Consider the following 20,048-nt stretch of genomic DNA (forward strand, 5'->3'; position numbering starts at 1 on the left):
GATCGACCTGAGAAATAGGTCGATCATCATGGGTAAAGGATGTTAAAAAGTGTTCACCATGTCCTTGAACACCTGTCTACCATGTCCCCGGTCTGTACATCCCGAAGGGAGAGGGAGCTGATAGCCCCTGCTCGTTTGGCAGTAAAGAGATAATCCCAGCAAACCCGATCGCTTTCTCATCCAAGGTGAATCACACTAATTTCAAACATACTCGATCGGTTCCCTCTCCCTGTGGGAGAGGGTTAGGGTGAGGGGCGTCACCAATATGTAACCCCTATCCCTTCACTAAATCGCCTTTCACCCCGGCAACAATCTCAAACGACCGTAAACGCGCCTGATGATCGAAAATCTGGCCGTTAACCATGATCTCATCCGCAGCCGTCTCGCGCAGCAGGCTTTGCAGGCCATGGCGGATGGTGCTTTCGCTACCGACGATCGACATGCGCAGAGCCTGATCCACGCCATACTGCTCGCCTGCGGTCCACAGCGCGTGGATATTATCGACCGGCGGCGGCAGTGGGCCAGGCGAGCCACGGCGCAGGTTGATAAACTGCTGCTGCATGGAGGTAAACAGGAAGCGGGCGTTTTGGTCGCTGTCTGCGGCGACCACGTTGACACACACCATCGCGTGTGGCTGCTGGCACTGCTCAGACGGCGTAAAGTTCTCACGGTACACATTCAGTGCCTGGAACAGCATATCTGGCGCAAAGTGCGAGGCGAAGGCAAACGGCAGGCCGAGCTGTGCCGCCAATTGTGCGCTGTACAGGCTGGAGCCCAACAGCCAGATTGGCACATGTAGCCCTTGGCCCGGTACGGCCTGCACTGCTTGCCCCGGTTGTACCTCGCCAAAGTAATGTTGCAGTTCCTGTACGTCACGCGGGAAGTTGTCTACCTCGCCAGAGAGGTGGCGACGCAGCGCCATCATGGTACGTTGGTCGGTACCCGGTGCTCGGCCAAGCCCCAGATCGATACGCCCAGGATAGAGTGACTCCAAAGTGCCGAACTGTTCGGCGATCACCAGCGGCGCATGGTTTGGCAGCATCACGCCGCCTGAACCGAGGCGAATGCTCTGGGTGCCGGAGGCTAAATAACCGAGTAATACCGACGTCGCCGCACTGCCGATGCCGGTCATATTGTGGTGTTCCGCTAGCCAGTAGCGCTGATAGCCCCACTTTTCGGCATGTTGCGCCAAATCCAGCGAGCAGTGAAACGCATCGCGCGCCTTGGCTCCCTGAGGGATCGGGGATAAATCCAGTACCGAAAGCGGCACCCGTGTGTGTTCAGTCATTTCATCGTCCATTGTGCTGATATCCGTGTTTTTTAACCGGATATCGGGTTGATCGCTTAAAGGGCGATTGCAGGGATCTGCAACTAAAAAAGCAATTATGCTTTTTGTGTTAAAAGCATAATCGAAAATACGGTTATAAAAGGGGATATATGTGCTCGCAATATCCTTATGAGAATAATGGTTTTTTTAGGGCTATGATGGCTTTTGTTTGCACGCTGATGTTCAAGGGGCTGTAGTAATGAAGAAAAAGACGTTGTTTACCCTGCTGCTGATGGGGATAGCTATCGCCATGGCGGTGCTATTCCGCGCGCATAATCAGGATTTGTTGTTGCAGGGTGAAGTGGATGCCCCCGAAGTGATCGTCGCTTCCAAAGCCAAGGGCCGGGTGATTGAGCGCCTGGTAGAGCGTGGAGACGATGTGAAAACTGGGCAACTGCTGCTGCGGCTGGAGAGTCCGGAACTGATGGCCCAGCTACGTTCGGCACAGGCTTCGCGGGATGAAGCCCAAGCGCAGTTGGACGAATCGCTGCATGGCACCCGTGAAGAAAGTATCCGTAACCTGCGCGCCAACCTGGCGCAGGCCGAGGCACAATACCAGAATGCCCAACACGATTACGACCGTAACCTGAGCGTCGCCAGCAAAGGCTACGTATCCAAATCTGAGTTGGACAGTTCACGCCGTGCGCGTGATACCGCCTATCAACAGGTGCAGGCTGCCAAAGCCAATTTGGATGAAGGCATCAATGGCGATCGCATCGAACTGCGGCAGAAATATGAAGCTGCCCTGCGGGCGACCGAACAAAATCTGCTAGAAATTCAGGCCCAGACCGACGATCTCCTGGTTAAAGCTCCGGTTGATGGCGAAGTGGGGCCGATCCCGGCTGAAGTCGGTGAGCTGCTCAACGCCTCTAGCCCGTTGATGACGCTGATCCGCGTACCGGATGCCTATTTCGTGTTTAACCTGCGGGAAGATATTCTGGCTCACGTCCGCAAGGGGGATAAGGTCCAACTGCGGGTCCCCGCGTTGAAAGACCAAACGATCGAGGCCGAAGTGCGCTATATCGCCCCGTTGGGGGATTACGCCACCAAGCGTGCCACGCGCGCCACCGGTGACTTTGATCTGAAAACCTTTGAAGTTCGTTTGTATCCGTCGCAGCCGATAGATGGCCTGCGCCCAGGGATGAGCACCTTATGGCAATGGAAAGAGTAAGGGCAGGTTGGCGCTGCTTCAGCCACGCGTTCAGCAACGAGTGCCGCATCGCTTTTCGCCGGCCGGTGGTCCACTGGCTGGGGTGGATCTTCCCGTTGATCCTGTTTGGCCTGATCAGCAGTAACTTCTCGGAAGGGACCTTGCTCGATCTGCCGGTTTCGGTGGTGGATAACGATCACAGCCCGCTATCCAAAAACCTGATCCGCAAGCTGGATGCGGGTTCTCATGCCCATGTGCAAGCCTATGACGGGGGGCTTGATGAGTCGTTGCGCCGTCTGCGTAGCGCACAGGATTATGCTTTGCTGTCTATCCCGGCCGATTTTGAGGCGGACGCGCTGGCGGGCAATCAGCCGAGCGTGGTGCTGTATTACAACGCGCTGTTTTACGGTGCTGGGCTGTATTCTACTCAGGATTTCAGCGGCCTGATGGCCGAGGCCAACGGCAATTACCGCTCGATCATTGCCGGGGCCATGGGCAAGTCGCTGCCGCCGCTGGCGGATGTCACCCTCAATTACGGCAGCCTGTTCAATGCTAGCGGCAGCTATATCTATTATCAGCAGTTTGCCGCCACCATTCATATGCTGCAGCTGTTTGTAGTTACCTGCATGATTTACGTGATGGCACGCAGTAAATCTTTGCTGAAAGCCAAACCCTTTAGTCTGGCACTGTTGGGGAAACTGGCTCCCTATACTCTGTGCTTTACTACCTTGCTGATGGTAGAGATTGCCGCGCTGGTGGGCATTTTTGACGCTCGCGTCAGCGGCAACCCGCTGTTTATGCTGATGATTGGCTTCTTCTACGTGATGGCGGCACAAAGCATCGGCCTGTTGCTGTATACCTTTACCGGCAGTGCCATTACCGCCTATACCCTGATTGGCATGTTGGTGAGCATTGCACTGACTTTCTCTGGCATGGCAGTGCCCGAACTTTCCATGCCGCTACCGGCGCGCATTATTTCCAATATCGAGCCTCTTACCCACGCGCTGTACGCCATGTTCGACGTCTTCCTGCGGCAGGTGCCCGCCAGTGCCATCCTCAGCGTATGTGCGCTGTTAGTGGTCTACCCGTTGGTGACCGCACTGTTGGTGCGTAATCGGCTGCTGAAGCGGCTGGCAAAAGAGGAGACGGTGGGATGAAAAGCTATTGGCTCACTTTCCGCAAAGTATTGACGAGCATGTTGGAACGGCCGATGTGGCTGATGCTGATCCTGTCGCTGTGCATCATGAGTATGGTTTATGCCAATCGCACCGTGTGGGATCTCCCTGTAGGGGTGATCGATCAGGATCACAGCGCCGCCAGCCGCCAGCTTATCCGCCAGTTGGATGCGACCCCGAAGATCGCCATCCAAACCTACGACAGCCTGGATGAGGCGAAACGCGATCTGGGTTGGCGCAAACTGTTTGCGGTGATCATCATGCCGGTGGATCTGGAGAAGAAGATCCTCAACGGCAAAAACATTGAGATCCCGGTGTTCGGTGATGCCACCAACCGGCTGGCAAACGGCCAGATCCAGCAGGACGTGGTGGCGGCCTACCAGCAGTTGCTCGGCCAGTACAACACCTCACTGTTGATGCGCAGTGGTTTCAGTGAACGGCAGGCTCAGGTGATCATGATGCCTATCCAGAGCCAAACGCTGGACGTATTCAACCCCGGCATCAGCTTTGCGGCGATTATCTTCCCGGGTTTGTTGGTGATGTTATTGCAGCACTCGCTGCTGATTGCCTGCGTGCGCGTCAGCATTGTGTTGAAAGGAACGCCAGGCGGCAAGCCGTCGCTTCCTGTTTATCTGGGGGGGCTATCGGCCCTGTTGCCGATCTGGCTGTTCTTGTCGATTGTGTTATTTGTGCTGTGGCCCTGGGTCTTGGGCTATCGACAGACTGCGACGATCCCGGAGATCTTGCTGCTGACTTTCCCGTTCCTGCTTGCGGTGCTTGGGCTAGGCAAGCTGGTGACCGAATGCTTGCGCAGCGTGGAGATGATCTACCTGACGCTGTCGTTTATCACCACCCCGGTGTTTTATCTTTCTGGCACCATCTGGCCGCTGCAAGCGATGCCGCAGTGGGTCAGGGCGATTTCCTCGATGATCCCCTCAACCTGGGCGACCAAAGCCATTGCTGGCGTGAATCAGATGGGGCTATCGTTGCGTGATGTCGGCGGGGACGTTGCCATGCTGCTGTTATTGGGGGCGATTTATACGCTGATTGGTATTGGCGTTGGAGCCGTGCGTAACCGCGTGGGGCTGCGTAATCTATTTCGTAAACGTCGGACTTCCTGATAATCATGGGGCCAGAATGCTGGCCCCCATAGTGATTACTGCACCAGTTCCAACCCGGCTACGCGCCGCCAGTAGCCGTTGCATTCGGCATGGTCGGTTAACGTCAGTGGCTGCTTTCCTTGCTCATTAGCCCGGAAGCTGTCGAGCACCGCCAGTGTTTCGATGCCCTGTGGCGACAGACGTACAATATCCACCACCCCCTGCATACTGGTCAGTTCATTGCCTAGGTTGTAGCAGTAGCCACTCATGGTCTGGATACCGTTGAGCACAAACACCTGTTGGTTCTCTTGAGAATTGACGATGCGCCCCTGCGGATATTTGATGCAGCAGGTTTCGCATTCATCCTTGCCCCGGTTTTCTGAGCGGGCAGTAAAACAGCGCGCCGAATAGGCCAGTGGTAAATGGCCGTAACTCAACACTTCCACTTCAAATCCTTGGCGGAACCCCAGTTCATCACATTGCTGCAGTAAATTGACCAGCCAGTCCCGTGAAAGCTCTACCGGCATGCACCAGCGCATCATGCCCTGCTTGTGTAGCAGGCGCAGAGTGTAGGCGTTGTAGCAGTTGAGGGCATGCCCGGCGACAAACGGCAAACCGCGATCGGCAGCCATATTCACCGTACCAAGGTCGTTGGCTTCGATCAGGAATTCGCCGTTCTCCACATAACGCTTCAGCTCATTCAGCTCTGAAGGTGCCTGTAGCAAAGCCAAAGTGGAAATTACCACCTGCTTGCCAGATTTGGCGATCTCCTGTGCCAGCGCCAGCCAGTCACCTACTTTCATCTCACGCCGTTTGGTGCAGACGCTTTCGCCAAGATAGATGATATCGGCACTGCTGCTCATCGCCTGCTGATAAAAGGACTCTATCTCGCTGTTTGGCCAGTAGTAGAGCACCGGGCCTAATGCATATTTCATGGTTTCTCCTACTGCCATTTGCGGTGGTACGCGCCAAGCGTGGTCTGGGTACCTTCGGACATTGCGCCGAGCGTTTCCATCCAGGCGGCGTCGGCTTGATAGCCAGCCGGGTTGGCCATACAGCGATCTATGGCCTGGCGCCAGACACGCGCAACCTGGCTGACATAGGCAGGGCTGCGTTGGCGGCCTTCAATCTTCACCGAGGCAATATTGGCAGCCAGTAGCTCTGGCAGCAGCTCCAGCGTATTCAGGCTGGTGGGTTCTTCCAGCGGGTGATAGAGCACGTTATCCACCAGATAGCGGCCTTTGCACAGCGTTGGGTAACCGGCGTTTTCGCCGTCCTGATAGCGATCGATCAGCACATCATTCAGGCGAGATTCCATCCCCTGTGGCGTTTGTTGCCAGCGTACAAAGCGGGCAGGTGAGCAGGCGCCCACGGTGTTAGGCGATTCCCCGGTCAGATAAGAGGAGAGATAACACCGCCCTTCGGCCATGATGCACAGGCTGCCAAAGGCGAACACTTCCAGCGGTACCGGGCTAGTGCGTGACAATTGCTTCACTTGATGCATCGACAGTACGCGCGGCAGCACTACTCGCGCAACGTCGAAGTGGCGTTGATAAAAACGGATGGCTTCTTCATTGGTCGCAGAGGCTTGCACCGAAACATGGCGCTCCACCTGTGGATAACGTTCCGCTGCGTACTCCAGCATTGCCAAATCTGCCAGGATCAGCGCGTCGGCACCCAACTGGGCGGCCATATCTACGGCACGCTGCCAGCGGGCGTAGCCATTGGGGTGAGCAAAGGTGTTGATGGCGATATGCAGCTTGCGGCCATGCCGGTGCACATAGTCGGCCGCTTCCTGCAGCTTCTTCTCGGTAAAGTTCAGCCCGGCAAAGTGGCGCGCATTGGTATCGTCTTTCAGGCCGATGTAAACGGCATCTGCGCCATTATCTACCGCGGCTTTCAAGGCCGGCAGGTTGCCAGCGGGGCAAAGCAGCTCCATAGATCTATCCTGATTACAGCCATACACCTGGCCAGGTATATGCTGTGATAAACGTTGCCGGGCCATTGATTCGCCTGGCAATGATGTAAATGGGGAGACAATTTTAGTGAACCCGAGGTTAACAAGCTTTGATTTGAGGCAGCTTCTGGCGTATTGATATTCAAGCGGTAACTTGAAATCTGTAGGGCAAGATGAGCGTTAATTGCACCATTTGTTGATATAGACCGGTTACGCGTAGCCGCAATGTGGCAAAATAACCTCAGACTGAGTAGAAAGGAGTGAATAACAGTGTTGGAAAAACTACGAGCACGTATTGTGCGTCAAGGGCCGTCGCTGTTGCGCGTACCGTTAAAATTCACGCCGTTTGTTCTGCAGCGTCAGGTTTTGCAACAGGTGCTGAGCTGGCAGTTCCGTCAGGCGCTGGCTGAGGGAGATTTAGAATTTCTCGAATCGCGCTGGCTGAAGATTGAAGTGCGCGATCTGGCACTGCAATGGTTTATGACGGTAGAAAACGATAGGCTGGTGGTGAGCCAACAGGCTGAGGCGGACGTCAGCTTCAGCGGCGAAGCCAACGATCTGATCTTGATTGCGGCACGTAAGCAAGATCCCGACACGCTGTTTTTCCAGCGTCGGTTGCAGATTGAAGGAGATACCGAATTGGGCCTGTATGTAAAAAATCTGATGGACGCTATCGATCTGGATGCGATGCCTACGCCGTTACGCGTCGGGCTGCTGCGGTTAGCGGACTTTGTGGAAGCAGGTTTGCAGGAGGACACGGCGCAAACTTCCCGTGTGCCGCAGCCATGCTGATCCGCGTTGAAATTCCGGTGGATGCCGCAGGTATTGATGCGCTGCTGCGTAACGCCTTTGGCCGTGATGACGAAGCCGAACTGGTGCAACAACTGCGTGAAGACGGGTTGTTGACACTGGGCATTGTTGCTACCGACGAAGAGGGTGGCGTGGTCGGTTATGCCGCTTTCAGCCCGGTTGACGTTGCGGGCGAAGATCGCCAATGGGTTGGTCTCGCGCCGTTGGCAGTAGAGGAAAGCCTGCGTCGCCAAGGGCTGGCCGAAAAGCTGGTTTACGAAGGGCTGGATGCGCTGAATGAGTTTGGCTATGCCGCCGTGGTGGTGCTGGGCGAACCGGCTTACTACGGGCGTTTCGGCTTTAAAACGGCTGCCCAGTTCGATCTGCATTGCCGCTGGCCAGGAACGGAAGCCGCATTCCAGGTTTATCCGTTGGCGGAAGATGCACTGAGCGGTGTGAATGGGCTGGTGGAGTATTCCGCGCCCTTTAGTCGCTTTTAACTACCGGCAGTAGGTATTCCAATGAGAGGGGCGGATTAACTATCAGCTCCTCTTTTTGCTTTTTGCTCAACTGCTTCACCCGATACTCCAGACGCAACGCCATTGAGCGATCCCCCACCTGACAGTGAAAAACCAGTTCCAGCTCCCCTTTGCCACGTAGGGCTTTGGCCCCTTTACCGGCCTGATGCTGCGCCGCTCGCCGGGCGACGTCTGTCGTGATCCCGGTGTACAACATCCCGCTTGGCATTCGCAGCATATAGAGATGCCAGGTTGTTTCAGTCATAACGGCCTGCGTAATAGTTCAAATAGTTACCTATGCCAAAAAGGACCTGGACCCACCGAATCCCTAACCAGCAGCTCCGAAGTAAAAACGTTGTCCTTCGACAGATAGCCGCCGTCGAGCATAGCGATGAGCCGGTCGATCACTTCGCTCATCATATCGCTCACCGGGTCTTTAACGCTGGATAACGCCGGGGAGAGATACGGAGCCGTTGGGATATTATCGAAGCCGATAACCGAGACCTCATTGGGGACGGCAATACCCGCCTCGTTCAATTTCTTGATGGCACCAATGGCCATATCATCATTGCTGGCCAGTACTGCACTAAACGTGATTTTATCCTTGAGCAAGGACTCCATCGCTGCCGCACCGCTGACTGGCGTCCACTTTCCCTTGATAATGAGGTTATCATTCAGCTCAATATCGTGTTGATTTAACGCTTCTTTATAGCCAGATAGTCGCTCAATCGCCGTTGGCGAATCCAGTGAGCCGGTAATAAAGGCGATATTCCGGTGGCCCTGCTCAATCAGGTATTTTGTTGCCTTAAAGCTGGCCCCTTTGTGGTCGCAGCAGATGCAGTGGCTGTGATGTTTTCTCAGCCTACGGTTAACCACCATGATGGGTTGTTTGTGCTGCTCAATGATGTCGTCCATCGCTTCGATGGTTAAGAAACGCGGGTAGATGATGATGGCGTCGCAGCGTAAATCGAGCAGGAATTGGATCGCCTCTTGCTCTTCTGCGGCACTGTGTTTGCCGTCCACCAGGATCAACTGGCGACCGTTGTCCTCCAGCTTTTGCGCCGCCTGGGAAAGTATCTCGCTGAAATAACTGCCGTTATAGAGGGTGTTGGTGACCACCAGGCCAATGCACTGGGATTTATTGGTGGCCAGATTTCTCGCCAGTAGATTGGGACGATAACCCGCCTCTTCGATGGCCTTAAACACCTGATCTTTGGTGGCTTCGCTGACGTACCCTTTGCCGGAAAGAACGCGTGAAACAGTGGCTTTTGAGACGCCTGCTTTTGTTGCCACTTCCTGCATGGTAGACATAGGGTTTTCCCGGCTTTTAACTATTATCCCCATTCTACACATTCCACTGCGTTAGAGCAGGCCATTCGCAGCACCGCAAACCCACTCATGTCGATCTCTGTCACAGAACAGACAATAAATAAATATATCGATTGATCTGCAATCTTAATATCAACACTCTTATGTGAAACCGGTTACCTATCTATGAGAGTTGTCCTCATGTCTAAGAATTATGCGGCGGTATCAAGATCGATAGTGGATGCAGTTGGGGGAGCGAGTAACGTCGCGGCGGTGACTCATTGCATGACGCGTTTACGCTTTGTGCTCAACGACGACACCCTCGTCGATGCCGCCAGGCTGAAGGCAATTGGTGGCGTACTGGGTGTGGTAAGAAGCGAAAATCAGTGTCAGGTGATCATTGGCAACACCGTTTCACAGGCCTATGCCGAAGTATTGAAACTGTTGCCCGAAGGGGCGGTAGCCCAGCCACCGGCGCCGAAAAAGAGCAAAATCACTCTCAAACGTATCGGTGCGGGGATCCTGGACGCGCTGATTGGCACCATGTCACCGCTGATCCCGGCCATTATCGGCGGCTCGATGGTGAAACTGCTCGCCATGATCCTCGATATGACCGGCGTGTTCGGCAAAGGCTCCTCGACGCTGATTATCCTCAACGTTATTGGCGACGGGGCGTTCTTCTTCCTGCCGGTGATGGTTGCCGCTTCCGCAGCGGTAAAATTCAAAACCAATATGTCGCTGGCGATCGCAATTGCCGGGGTATTGGTTCATCCCGCATTTATCGATCTGATGGCGAAAGCCGCGCAGGGCCAACAGGTTGAATTTATGGGCATACCGGTCACGGCGGTGAAATACACCTACACGGTGATCCCGGCGTTGTTCATGACCTGGTTGCTCTCCTACATTGAAAGGTGGGTTGATCGCATCACGCCAGCCGTGACGAAAAACTTCCTCAAACCGATGCTGATCGTGCTGATCTCTGCGCCGATTGCCATCTTGTTGATTGGCCCGCTGGGCATCTGGATTGGTAGCGGCATTTCCGCGCTGGTGTACACCATTCACAGCTACTTGGGGTGGCTATCTGTAGCGATTATGGGTGGGCTTTGGCCGCTGCTGGTCATGACCGGGATGCACCGCGTATTTACGCCAACCATCATTCAGACCATCGCGGAAACCGGCAAAGAAGGCATGGTGATGCCCTCTGAAATCGGTGCCAACCTCTCGCTGGGCGGTTCATCGCTGGCGGTTGCCTGGCGGACCAAAAACCCGGAGCTGCGTCAGACGGCGCTGGCCGCTGCGGCATCGGCAATTGTTGCCGGGATTTCAGAACCCGCGCTTTACGGGGTGGCAATACGCTTGAAGCGTCCGCTTATCGCAGCGCTGATCAGTGGCTTTGTCTGCGGCGGCGTGGCCGGAATTGCCGGATTGGCGAGCCACTCGATGGCCTCTCCGGGCCTGTTTACCAGCGTGCAGTTCTTTGATCCGGCCAACCCAATGACCATTGTCTGGGTGTTTGGCGTGATGATTTTGGCGGTGGTGCTTTCCTTCATCCTTACGCTGTTGCTGGGCTTTGAAGATATCCCGGTTACCGAAGATGCGGAAAGTGAAAAAGCTAAATCAGCGCCCGCGTTATCCGTATAACCTGTTGTAAAAATGCATATTTGAGAAGAGGTATCTTATGCCAGCATCTGTTTTCCCCGCAGACTTTTTATGGGGTGGTGCACTAGCGGCTAACCAGGCCGAAGGCGCTTATCTTGTGGGCGGCAAAGGGCTGACCACGGTTGATATGATCCCTCATGGCAAAGATCGGCTGGCGGTAAAACTGGGCCAGGAAAAGCGCTTTGAGCTGCGGGAAGACGAGTTCTACCCTAGTCATGTCGGCATTGATTTTTATCATCGCTATAAAGATGACATTGCCCTGATGGCAGAGATGGGGTTCAGCGTATTCCGTACTTCGATCGCCTGGAGCCGTCTTTTCCCTAACGGGGACGAAACGGTGCCGAATGAGGAAGGGATTGCTTTCTACCGCGACGTTTTCACCGAGTGCAAAAAGCACGGCATCGAACCGCTGGTCACGCTGTGCCACTTTGATGTGCCGATGCATCTGGTGCGGGAATACGGTTCGTGGCGCAACAGGAAAATGGTGGAGTTCTTCACGCACTACGCCCGTACCTGTTTTGAGGCCTTTGATGGGCTGGTGAAATACTGGCTGACATTTAATGAAATCAATATTCTGCTACACAGCCCGTTCTCCGGCGCGGGTCTGGTGTTCGAGCCAGGCGATAATCAGGAACAGGTGAAATATCAGGCTGCGCATCATGAACTGTTGGCCAGTGCGTTAGCGACCAAAATCGCCCATGAGGTTAACCCGCACAATCAGGTTGGCTGCATGCTGGCGGGGGGCAATTTCTACCCTTGGTCCTGTAAACCCGAAGACGTCTGGGCTGCGCTGGAGAAAGATCGCGAGAACCTGTTCTTCATCGACGTTCAGGCTCGCGGCGCTTACCCGTCATACACCAAGCGCCTGTTTAAGGAAAAGGGTATCACTATAGCAATGGAGCCAGGCGACAGTGAGATCCTCAAAAACAGCGTTGATTTTGTCTCCTTCAGCTATTACGCCTCCCGCTGTGCCTCGGCTGAGATGAACGAGCACAACAGCAGCGCGGCCAATATCGTCAAATCGCTGAAAAACCCGCATATCCAGGCCAGTGAATGGGGCTGGGGTATCGATCCGCTGGGCCTGCGCATCACCATGAATATGATGTATGACCGTTACCAGAAACCGCTGTTCCTGGTGGAGAACGGCCTGGGAGCGAAGGACGAAATCAACCCGCAGGGCGAGATCGACGACGAATACCGCATCAGCTATTTGCGTGAGCATATCAAAGCCATGGCGGACGCTATCGAGGATGGTATTCCGGTGATGGGTTACACCTCCTGGGGCTGCATCGATCTGGTTTCTGCCTCTACCGGGGAAATGAGTAAGCGCTATGGCTTTGTCTATGTGGACCGCGATGACCAAGGCAATGGCACCTTGGCCAGAACCAGAAAGAAATCGTTTTACTGGTATAAGAAGGTGATCGCCAGCAATGGGGCGGATTTGAGTTAGCAAAATGGGCATCGAAGTGCCCATTTAGACATAAACTTTATGGGCGCTGCATGCAGCGCCCTCTGTTATCAACTCTCACACCTTCTTCTCAGTCATCTCAAAGCGAGGTGAAACCAACCCGTACAAAGTCCAACCGAAGAATGTAGCAATTGCGCCCCACATCATTGCCTCTTCACCGGAACTGTAAAGCGCATAGAAGCTATACAGCGCCCCAATCACGGCAATCACGTTGGCAATACGCGCCTTGTTCTCCGGCACTTTGGCTACTTTCTGGATAATAATCAGCGCGGCCATCGACAGGATATACGGAATAATATTGGTCACTACGGCCAGGTTAACCAGCACGTTAAACTGCTTATTCAGTGACGGGCTGATGGTCATCAGCGACATCACGCTCTGAATAATCACGATGGTCAGCATGCCTTTCACTGGCGCATCTGATTTACTGACTTTAGAGAAGATTTTCGGGAAGAAGCCGCTGTCGGCAGAGGATTTGAATACCTGGGCGATAGTGAACTGCCAGCCCAGCAGCGAGCCCACGCAGGACATGATCATCAACGCCATGATGATTTTACCGACCGTTGGGTTGAACATATGTGAGAACGCCAGGCCAAACGGCGCGGTGGAGTTAGCCAGTTCCATATTTGGCACGATACCGGCGATCACGTTGGTGGAAACAATGTAGATCACTGCGGCACCCAGTGTGCCACCGAGTACGGCGATAGGTACGTTGCGTTCCGGGTTTTCTACCACGTCGGTATTGGCACAGGCAGATTCAAGACCGAGGAAAGCCCACAGAGTCATCGAGATAGAAGACCCGATGGCTTCAAAGGTTGGCACCGCATGCGGGTTCCAGGCGGCGAGATAAGCGGTGCCACTGAACCAATACCAACCGATAATCGAGATACCGACCACCGGAATAATTACCCCCCAGACGGTGATCCCGCTGATCTGCCCGGTGATGCGTGCGCCACCGAAGTTGGCAACCGTAGCCAGCCACAGCACTGCGATAGTGGCAATACAGATGCCCAAGGGTGTCAGGGCAACCCCAAACAGCTCGGTGCCATAACCCACGGCAGAAATGGCGATGGCGATATTGGCGATCAGCAGCGAAACGCCATAGGTGTAGTTGGCCATAAAGTTGCCAGATTTACCGAAAGCGTACTCGGCATAGCCGCCCATCCCGCCGGATTTACGGCTGAACATGCCGCATTTGGCAAACGCATAGGCCAAGGCCATCGAGCCTACGGCGGTCACCAACCAGGAAACGATGGAGATTGTCCCCACTTCGGCCAGCTTGGTTGGCAGCATAATTATGCCGGACCCCATCATATTGACCGCTGTCAGGATCGTTAATTGCACAACCCCCATCTTATTATTGGATTTGCTCATGATTATTCTCGCTCTTATATCCCTCAAATTATACCCGTCGTCTTTCAAGCTGCAGCGTTGTTACCTGCGCTATCTCACCCCAGTCACTTACAAAAACGTAAGCTCCTGGGGATGAGATAGCTTGTTGCCTAGCTGCAACTTGAAATCCATAGGGTATGGATTATTTTTGAAATTCGAGGAATAGCTAAATATGTCTGGCGGCATGGAAATATGCCGCCTCTGGTAAAGTTAATTACGCTTTCATGACATAACCGTAAGCCCGGTTCCAGCCATCTTCATCCTGCTGGATATACACGCCTTGTAATTCAGGGGCGAATCCAGGTAATAAATTAATCCCTTCTTCCAGTGCCAGGAAATAGCGTTGAGCAGAGCCTCCCCAGATTTCGCCCGGGACTACGCACAGCACGCCCGGTGGGTAAGGTAATGCCCCTTCAGCGGCAATGCGGCCTTCGGCTTTAGCGAGAGAAACCAGTTCTACCTTGCCACGTACGAATTCGGTATTGGCGGTTTGTGGATCCATGGCGACGCGTGGGAAATGGCTCTTACGGAACATTTCCTTCTGCAATTCTTTCACATTGTAGCTGACGTAGAGATCGTGCATCTCTTGGCACAGCTGGCGCAGGGTGTAGTTCTGGTAACGTTTTTCGTTGTTCTTGTACACGGTTGGCAGGACTTCACTCAGCAAGGAGTCTTGTTCAACGTGTTTTTCGAAGCGGGCAATCAGCGCCACCAGATGCTGCATTTTGGCGATATCTTCCGCCGGGGTGAGCAGGAACAGAATGGAGTTCAGGTCGCATTTTTCCGGCACAATACCGTTTTCGCGCAGGTAGTTAGCCAGAATGGTGGCTGGGATACCAAAGCTGCTGTACTCGCCGCTGGCGGTATCGATGCCCGGCGTGGTCAACAGCAGTTTGCAGGGATCCACAAAGTATTGTGATTCTTCATAACCTTCGAAGGCATGCCATTTTTCGCCAGGGACAAAGTTGAAGAAGCGCAGATCGTTGGCCATGGCTTCAGTGCTGTAGGATTGCCAAGGTTTACCGTCGATTTGCTCCGGTACGAAAGGTTTGATCATGGTGCAAGTGTCCAACAGCATTTTGCGCGACTCAATGCCGATGCGCACACACTCTTTCCATAGGCGTTGGCCACTCTTGCCTTCGTGCATTTTGGCGTTCACATCCAGTGCGGCAAACAGTGGGTAGAACGGGCTGGTGGACGCGTGCAGCATAAAGGCGTTATTGAAACGCTTATGGTTGCAATAACGTTCTTGCCCTTTGATGTGCTTGTCTTTTTTATGGATCTGCGAAGTTTGTGAGAAACCGGCCTGCTGTTTGTGTACCGATTGAGTAACGATGATCCCCGGATCGTTTTCGTTCAGCTCTAGCAGCAGTGGCGAGCAGTCTTTCATCATTGGGATGAACTGCTCATAGCCGACCCAGGCAGAGTCAAACAGGATGTAATCACACAGGTGGCCAATCTTGTCGACGACCTGGCGGGCGTTATAGATTGTGCCGTCGTAGGTGCCCAGTTGGATAATCGCGAGGCGGAATGGGCGAGCGTCGTTAGCGCGTTCCGGTGCAGTTTCACGGATTTGCTGGCGCAGATAGTCTTCTTCAAAGCAGTGAGCATCGATGCCGCCGATAAAGCCGAACGGGTTACGTGCCGTTTCCAGATATACCGGCGTTGCCCCGGCCTGGATCAGCGCGCCATGGTGGTTGGACTTATGGTTGTTACGGTCGAACAGCACCAGATCGCCACGGCTCAGTAGAGCGTTGGTCACTACTTTGTTGGAAGCTGAAGTCCCGTTCAGCACGAAATAGGTTTTATCGGCGTTGAACACCTTGGCGGCGTGTTTTTGCGCATCGCAAGGCGCGCCTTCGTGGATTAGCAGATCGCCCAGCTTAACGTCGGCGTTGCACATATCGGAGCGGAACAGCGTTTCGCCATAGAAATCAAAGAACTGGCGGCCAGCGGGGTGCTTGCGGAAGAACTCACCGCCCTGATGGCCTGGGCAGGCGAAGGTGGCGTTACCCATTTCTACATATTGGGTCAGGGTATTAAAGAACGGTGGTAGCAGCTCGCTTTCATATTTTACCGCTGCGGCTTCCAGCTGCTTGCCGTAGAACTGGGTGTTCTTACCACAGAGTTCAAAAACGCCGTTCAGCGCCGGTAATACGGCGTTATCCAGCTCTTCTTCACAGCAGACGGCAACAAAGATCGGAATGTTTAAACCGGTTTCTTCCAGCTGTGCCACCAAGCCTTGCTGTACGTCTTCCACGGAAAGCACGATGGCGGCTACGTCATTAAAGTCGCTGTGGTGCACATCGCTAATTTCACGTGTGGTTTCAAAACAAGAGAGAGTTTTTTGGTTCGCTGCAATTTTTAGTTTGTTCATTTTCATCATTCTTCAGGCGAAAATATCCCGCTGGCAAATAAGGTCTTTGCCAGGAAGTATTTTCGTTAAAATAAAGGTATGCGTGAGCGTAATCATGTTCATCGAACATAATTAGGTTACGAGTTTATTTTGACGAAATATTTTTTGGGTTCTTAAATGAGGTTGCAATTATGCCGGATCCACTCTGTTTTGAACAAAAACATAGCGATACCGTCGCCGTCAGGCGCAGGGAATGATCGTTGGCATAGGTCTGGCTGCAAGACGCAATAAGAACGCAGAGGAGGGAGTTTATCTGAAGTTAAAAAAGGCAAAGCTAAAGCAGCTGCGGTGAGCCATCATCATAATATGTGTAGTTCGTCGGATGTGAGCCATCTTTCTGTTGTTGTTTTCCATTTTCCATCTACCTATGGGTTTCGGACTTGGCGCTATTTTATCCCCTAAATGCGGAAATAAAGTGATGCAGATCACGTTAATCATGCGATTTATACTTAACTATTCAATTTCTATGCATCGAAGTGAATAGCTATGAATTCTGTAGCGAAGGAATATGTGAAGCAATTGCTACAAATGGAGCCAGCGGACTGGATAAATTTGGCTTAGGCTAACTCAACCCCTGAAAACCGCCTTTAATATAAACAGGTAATAGCAGGAATAGGGCTAGGATGTTTTTTATTTGTTATTACTGCGTTCAGGTTTATCTTGCATAAAGATGCATGGATTGCTAATGAATATGCTAGTTTTATGTTGGGCATAATTTGTCGCTAATTGTGACTGCCTTCAAATCTGCGGGTAAGATGGCGGAGTTGAAAAGGAGAACTTACGTTGAATCAGAGCGAAGATCGGCTGCACATTATCCGTTTTCTCAGTAAGCAGCATGTGCTCACGCTGTGTGCCGGTGATGGCACGGCGATGTGGTGCGCCAACTGCTTTTACGTATTCGATGCCGAGCGCATGGCGCTATGGCTGATGACCGAGCCGCATACCCGCCACGGCGAACTGATGCAAAGGAACAACCGGGTGGTTGGCACTATTGCCCCCCAGCCCAAGACCATTGCGTTGATCAAAGGGGTACAATATGCGGGGGAAATCACTCTGTTGGCGGGGGACGAGGCTGAACTTGCCCGAACGCGCTACTGCAAACGCTTCCCGGTGGCCAAGGTGATGAAAGCGCCTATTTGGCAGATCGCGTTGCAGGAAGTGAAGATGACCGATAACACCCTGGGCTTTGGCAAAAAACTGCACTGGGCGCGTTGACAAACCAGCTGAATATTAAGGATCGATAGCATGAAAAACACCGAGATAGCCGCATTAGCGCTACTGGCGGCATTGGTTTCCCCGGCGATGGCGCAAGACAGCGGCGTTTCCTTTGGCCATAAGAACTGGGAACTTGCCTGTGACAACACCAATACCTGTCGAGCTGCGGGCTACGCTAATGAAGATGAGCCAAGCGATTCGAACGGTTCGGTACTGCTCACGCGCATTGCAGGCCCTGGCACCGTCCCAACGGGGGAAGTGACCTTGGCGGATTACGAAGGGGGTGACTCAGCCCCGGTGGCAAAGCTGACGTTGTGGATCAACGGCAAGGCGGCGGGTGCGCTCAAACCGACCAAGGATGGAAACTGGAACCTGTCAGCAAGCCAGACTCTGGCACTGATCGGCGCAATCAAAGGCAGCGGCTCGGTTGAATTTAAAGGCGGCCCCGCACCTTTCGTGCTGTCAGGCGATGGGGCTTCGGCCACCTTATTGAAGATGGATGATGTGCAGGGGCGTATCGGCACGCCCGGTGCCCTGACTAAAAAAGGCGATAAGCCGGAAAGCAGCGTGCCAGCCGCTATTCCTGCCCCGGTGATCCAGGCAGTGAAGGTGCCCAAGGCGGAAGAACGCCCGCTTACGGCACCCGAGATCGCCGCGCTGACCCCCAAACTGCTGGCGACGCTGAAACCGGATGATTGCGACCGCATGCAGTCCCCACAGGATAATGATGGCGCAAGCGAGGATGTCATCACGCTGACCCCGCTCGGCAATGGTCATGCCCTGATAACCGCCGTGTGTTGGCGGGCGGCCTATAACGAAGGTTACGGCTATTGGGTGATCGACAGTGCCCTGAAGCAGGCCCCGGTATTGGTGACCAATTCCGGCTCTGGCTATGATGAAGGGATAATCTCAATGGGGCAAAAGGGGCGTGGATTGGGCGATTGCTGGGCCACCGCCCGTTGGGTATGGGATGGCACGGCGTTTCGTCAAAGCAACGAGGCCACAACCGGCCTGTGTCGTTTAATCCATGCGGGCGGAACCTGGGATTTACCGACGTACGTCGCCGAAGTGAAAGCGGCGCAGTAAAGGAACTAGAGAGTCTCCACGGGCAGTTCTGTGCCTTGGGCATACAGAGGTGAGGGGGAAAATATATGGCACGGGTACTGATCACAGGCGCCAGCGGGCTGGTGGGGAGTGAACTGCTGCGTCTGCTGTTGGCAGATAGGCAGGTCACTTCGGTAATTGCTCCTACGCGTAAGGCGCTGCCGCCACACGCCAAATTACATAACCCGGTCGGCAGCGATCTGCATGAGTTGTTGACGCAACTGACACAGCCGGTGGATGCGGTATTCTGCTGCCTGGGTACCACGCGCAGTCAGGCTGGTAGCGCAGAGGCATTCCGCCACGTCGACTATCAGTTAGTGGTTGAAACGGCCCTTACCGGGCAGCGCCTTGGTGCGCAGCATTGCCTGGTGGTGAGCGCTATTGGGGCTAATCCAGGCTCTGTATTCTTGTATAACCGCACCAAAGGGCAGATGGAGCAGGCGTTGCGTGAGCAGAACTGGCCACGCCTGACGTTGGTACGCCCTTCAATGTTGTTCGGTTCTCGTGCTGAGCCGCGTTTGCTGGAGCGACTCAGTCAACCGTTGTTTGGTCTATTGCCTGGTAAATGGAAGGGCGTTGCCGCCAAAGACGTGGCGCAAACGTTGCTGACACAGGCCTTCAGCCCAGGCAGCGGGGTCAAGATTTTAGAATCCGACCAGTTGCACTGCTCGCACCGTTTATAGCTCAACGCAGAGATTATCGAATGCCAGCTCCATGCCGGGCGGCAGTTCGTTGGCCATCAACCATAAATCGAGGTGATGGCTGATGTGCGTCAGCAGCGTACGCCGTGGTTGCAAGCGTTGCTGGATCTCCTGCGCGCGGGGCAGATCGTTGTGATTACGCGGTGTCTGTGGCTGCGGCGGCAGGCTGCAATCCAACACCAGTAAATCGAGAGTGACCTGTTGCAGGTAGCGTGTGGTTTCTGGCGGCAGGCCGACGGTGTCGGTCAGATAGGCCAGGGCTTTGTCAGCGGCCTGGATCAGATAACCATGGGTGAGTTTGGAATGGATCAACGGCAGCGGCGTGACGTGCAGCCCGCCTAGTTCCACCGTTTCAAAGGGGCATAGTGGGGGTTGGAACGCCAGAATACCGGGGTGTTTGAACAGGTCGTCACAGCCTTGTTCATCGGCTGGGCCGTAGACCGGGATCGCATTTCCGCACCCCCAGCGCAAAGGAAATAACCCCTGAACGTGATCCATGTGGTAATGTGTCAGTAAAAAACGTTGAATTTCCCCCGCCGCAAAACGCCTTTCCAACGAGCTCAATCCCGCGTCCAACAACGTCGTTTCCCCTTGAAATTTGATCATCGCACTGCACGGTCGCCGCCGAAATGCCGGTTCACGCCGCGCCCGTTGGCACACCAGGCATTCGCAGCCAAAGGCTGGCACCTGTTGTGCCCCGCCGGTACCAAGAAAGGTCAGTTGCATGTTGGTTTCCTCTTGTTGGTGTGCTCAAACTTGACTGCTCACC

General features: G+C 54.0%; 19 protein-coding genes. 10 read left to right on the plus strand and 9 right to left on the minus strand.

All coding sequences use genetic code 11. The features are described 5' to 3' along the window. Positions 1–274 precede the first annotated feature (274 nt). Positions 275–1,300: an LLM class flavin-dependent oxidoreductase gene (locus A6U95_RS09370; RefSeq protein ID WP_024529065.1), complete on the minus strand. Its 1,026-nt coding sequence runs from the start codon at positions 1,298–1,300 to the stop codon at positions 275–277. Between the two features lie 226 nt (positions 1,301–1,526). Between A6U95_RS09370 and A6U95_RS09375 the strand changes: the two genes are divergently transcribed. From A6U95_RS09375 to A6U95_RS09385, 3 genes are read left to right on the plus strand one after another with little or no spacing between them, the layout of a single operon-like run. Next, entirely contained in the window at positions 1,527–2,498 is a 972-nt protein-coding gene (locus A6U95_RS09375; RefSeq protein ID WP_065684270.1) for an efflux RND transporter periplasmic adaptor subunit, read from the plus strand. Beyond that, complete coding sequence (locus A6U95_RS09380; protein ID WP_065684271.1) at positions 2,480–3,634, plus strand: ABC transporter permease; 1,155 nt, start codon at positions 2,480–2,482, stop codon at positions 3,632–3,634. The genes A6U95_RS09375 and A6U95_RS09380 overlap by 19 nt, the downstream gene beginning before the upstream one ends. Beyond that, entirely contained in the window at positions 3,631–4,773 is a 1,143-nt protein-coding gene (locus A6U95_RS09385; RefSeq protein WP_065684272.1) for an ABC transporter permease, read from the plus strand. Before A6U95_RS09380 ends, A6U95_RS09385 begins: the two co-directional genes overlap by 4 nt. Before the next feature lie 35 nt (positions 4,774–4,808). On the opposite strand, the gene A6U95_RS09390 is transcribed toward A6U95_RS09385, so the two are convergent. Further along, the gene (locus A6U95_RS09390; RefSeq protein ID WP_065684273.1) at positions 4,809–5,687 is read right to left on the minus strand and encodes a U32 family peptidase; all 879 of its coding nucleotides are present in this window, start codon (positions 5,685–5,687) and stop codon (positions 4,809–4,811) included. An 8-nt stretch (positions 5,688–5,695) separates the two neighbouring features. Further along, on the minus strand, positions 5,696–6,691 hold the full coding sequence (locus A6U95_RS09395; protein WP_065684274.1) for a peptidase U32 family protein: 996 nt from the start codon (positions 6,689–6,691) through the stop codon (positions 5,696–5,698). A 288-nt stretch (positions 6,692–6,979) separates the two neighbouring features. Here A6U95_RS09395 and A6U95_RS09400 point away from each other — a divergent pair, with 288 nt between their 5' ends. Together A6U95_RS09400 and A6U95_RS09405 are read left to right on the plus strand one after the other, a co-directional pair. Next, on the plus strand, positions 6,980–7,501 hold the full coding sequence (locus A6U95_RS09400; protein WP_065684275.1) for an SCP2 domain-containing protein: 522 nt from the start codon (positions 6,980–6,982) through the stop codon (positions 7,499–7,501). Further along, positions 7,495–7,998, plus strand: coding sequence for an N-acetyltransferase (locus A6U95_RS09405; RefSeq protein WP_024483382.1), 504 nt, complete (start codon positions 7,495–7,497; stop codon positions 7,996–7,998). The genes A6U95_RS09400 and A6U95_RS09405 overlap by 7 nt, the downstream gene beginning before the upstream one ends. On the opposite strand, the gene A6U95_RS09410 is transcribed toward A6U95_RS09405, so the two are convergent. Together A6U95_RS09410 and A6U95_RS09415 are read right to left on the minus strand one after the other, a co-directional pair. Continuing rightward, complete coding sequence (locus A6U95_RS09410) at positions 7,985–8,281, minus strand: GIY-YIG nuclease family protein (protein WP_024529059.1); 297 nt, start codon at positions 8,279–8,281, stop codon at positions 7,985–7,987. The genes A6U95_RS09405 and A6U95_RS09410 overlap by 14 nt on opposite strands. A 26-nt stretch (positions 8,282–8,307) precedes the next feature. Then, complete coding sequence (locus A6U95_RS09415) at positions 8,308–9,327, minus strand: LacI family DNA-binding transcriptional regulator (protein ID WP_065684276.1); 1,020 nt, start codon at positions 9,325–9,327, stop codon at positions 8,308–8,310. Between the two features lie 198 nt (positions 9,328–9,525). Here A6U95_RS09415 and ascF point away from each other — a divergent pair, with 198 nt between their 5' ends. Further along, a complete protein-coding gene (gene ascF / locus A6U95_RS09420) occupies positions 9,526–10,965 on the plus strand; it encodes a PTS cellobiose/arbutin/salicin transporter subunit IIBC (RefSeq protein WP_065684277.1) in 1,440 nt (479 codons plus the stop codon). Between the two features lie 37 nt (positions 10,966–11,002). Then, positions 11,003–12,433, plus strand: coding sequence for a 6-phospho-beta-glucosidase (locus A6U95_RS09425; RefSeq protein ID WP_065684278.1), 1,431 nt, complete (start codon positions 11,003–11,005; stop codon positions 12,431–12,433). Between the two features lie 75 nt (positions 12,434–12,508). Here A6U95_RS09425 and potE read toward each other — a convergent pair whose 3' ends face one another. From potE to speFL, 3 genes are all read right to left on the minus strand, one after another. Further along, on the minus strand, positions 12,509–13,825 hold the full coding sequence (gene potE, locus A6U95_RS09430) for a putrescine-ornithine antiporter (RefSeq protein ID WP_021807501.1): 1,317 nt from the start codon (positions 13,823–13,825) through the stop codon (positions 12,509–12,511). 232 nt (positions 13,826–14,057) lie between these two features. Next, positions 14,058–16,220, minus strand: a complete 2,163-nt coding sequence (speF, locus tag A6U95_RS09435) for an ornithine decarboxylase SpeF (protein ID WP_065684353.1) — start codon at positions 16,218–16,220, stop codon at positions 14,058–14,060. A 288-nt stretch (positions 16,221–16,508) separates the two neighbouring features. Further along, positions 16,509–16,613, minus strand: coding sequence for a leader peptide SpeFL (gene speFL, locus A6U95_RS30635; RefSeq protein WP_112363015.1), 105 nt, complete (start codon positions 16,611–16,613; stop codon positions 16,509–16,511). A 429-nt stretch (positions 16,614–17,042) separates the two neighbouring features. Here speFL and A6U95_RS09440 point away from each other — a divergent pair, with 429 nt between their 5' ends. The 3 genes from A6U95_RS09440 (at position 17,043) to A6U95_RS09450 (ending at position 19,261) form a co-directional block, all read left to right on the plus strand. Continuing rightward, positions 17,043–17,474: a YhbP family protein gene (locus A6U95_RS09440; RefSeq protein WP_024529039.1), complete on the plus strand. Its 432-nt coding sequence runs from the start codon at positions 17,043–17,045 to the stop codon at positions 17,472–17,474. A 30-nt stretch (positions 17,475–17,504) separates the two neighbouring features. Further along, entirely contained in the window at positions 17,505–18,560 is a 1,056-nt protein-coding gene (locus A6U95_RS09445; protein WP_065684279.1) for a DUF1176 domain-containing protein, read from the plus strand. A gap of 65 nt (positions 18,561–18,625) precedes the next feature. Next, the gene (locus A6U95_RS09450; protein ID WP_065684280.1) at positions 18,626–19,261 is read left to right on the plus strand and encodes an NAD(P)H-binding protein; all 636 of its coding nucleotides are present in this window, start codon (positions 18,626–18,628) and stop codon (positions 19,259–19,261) included. On the opposite strand, the gene phnP is transcribed toward A6U95_RS09450, so the two are convergent. Then, positions 19,256–20,005 carry a phosphonate metabolism protein PhnP gene (gene phnP / locus A6U95_RS09455; protein WP_065684281.1) on the minus strand — a complete coding sequence of 250 codons (750 nt, stop codon included), beginning with the start codon at positions 20,003–20,005 and terminating at the stop codon, positions 19,256–19,258. The two genes, A6U95_RS09450 and phnP, sit on opposite strands and share 6 nt — an antisense overlap. Positions 20,006–20,048 lie beyond the last annotated feature (43 nt).

Origin of the sequence: Serratia sp. 14-2641 (genome assembly GCF_001692375.1) — a bacterium.
Classification (GTDB): domain Bacteria; phylum Pseudomonadota; class Gammaproteobacteria; order Enterobacterales; family Enterobacteriaceae; genus Chania; species Chania fonticola_C.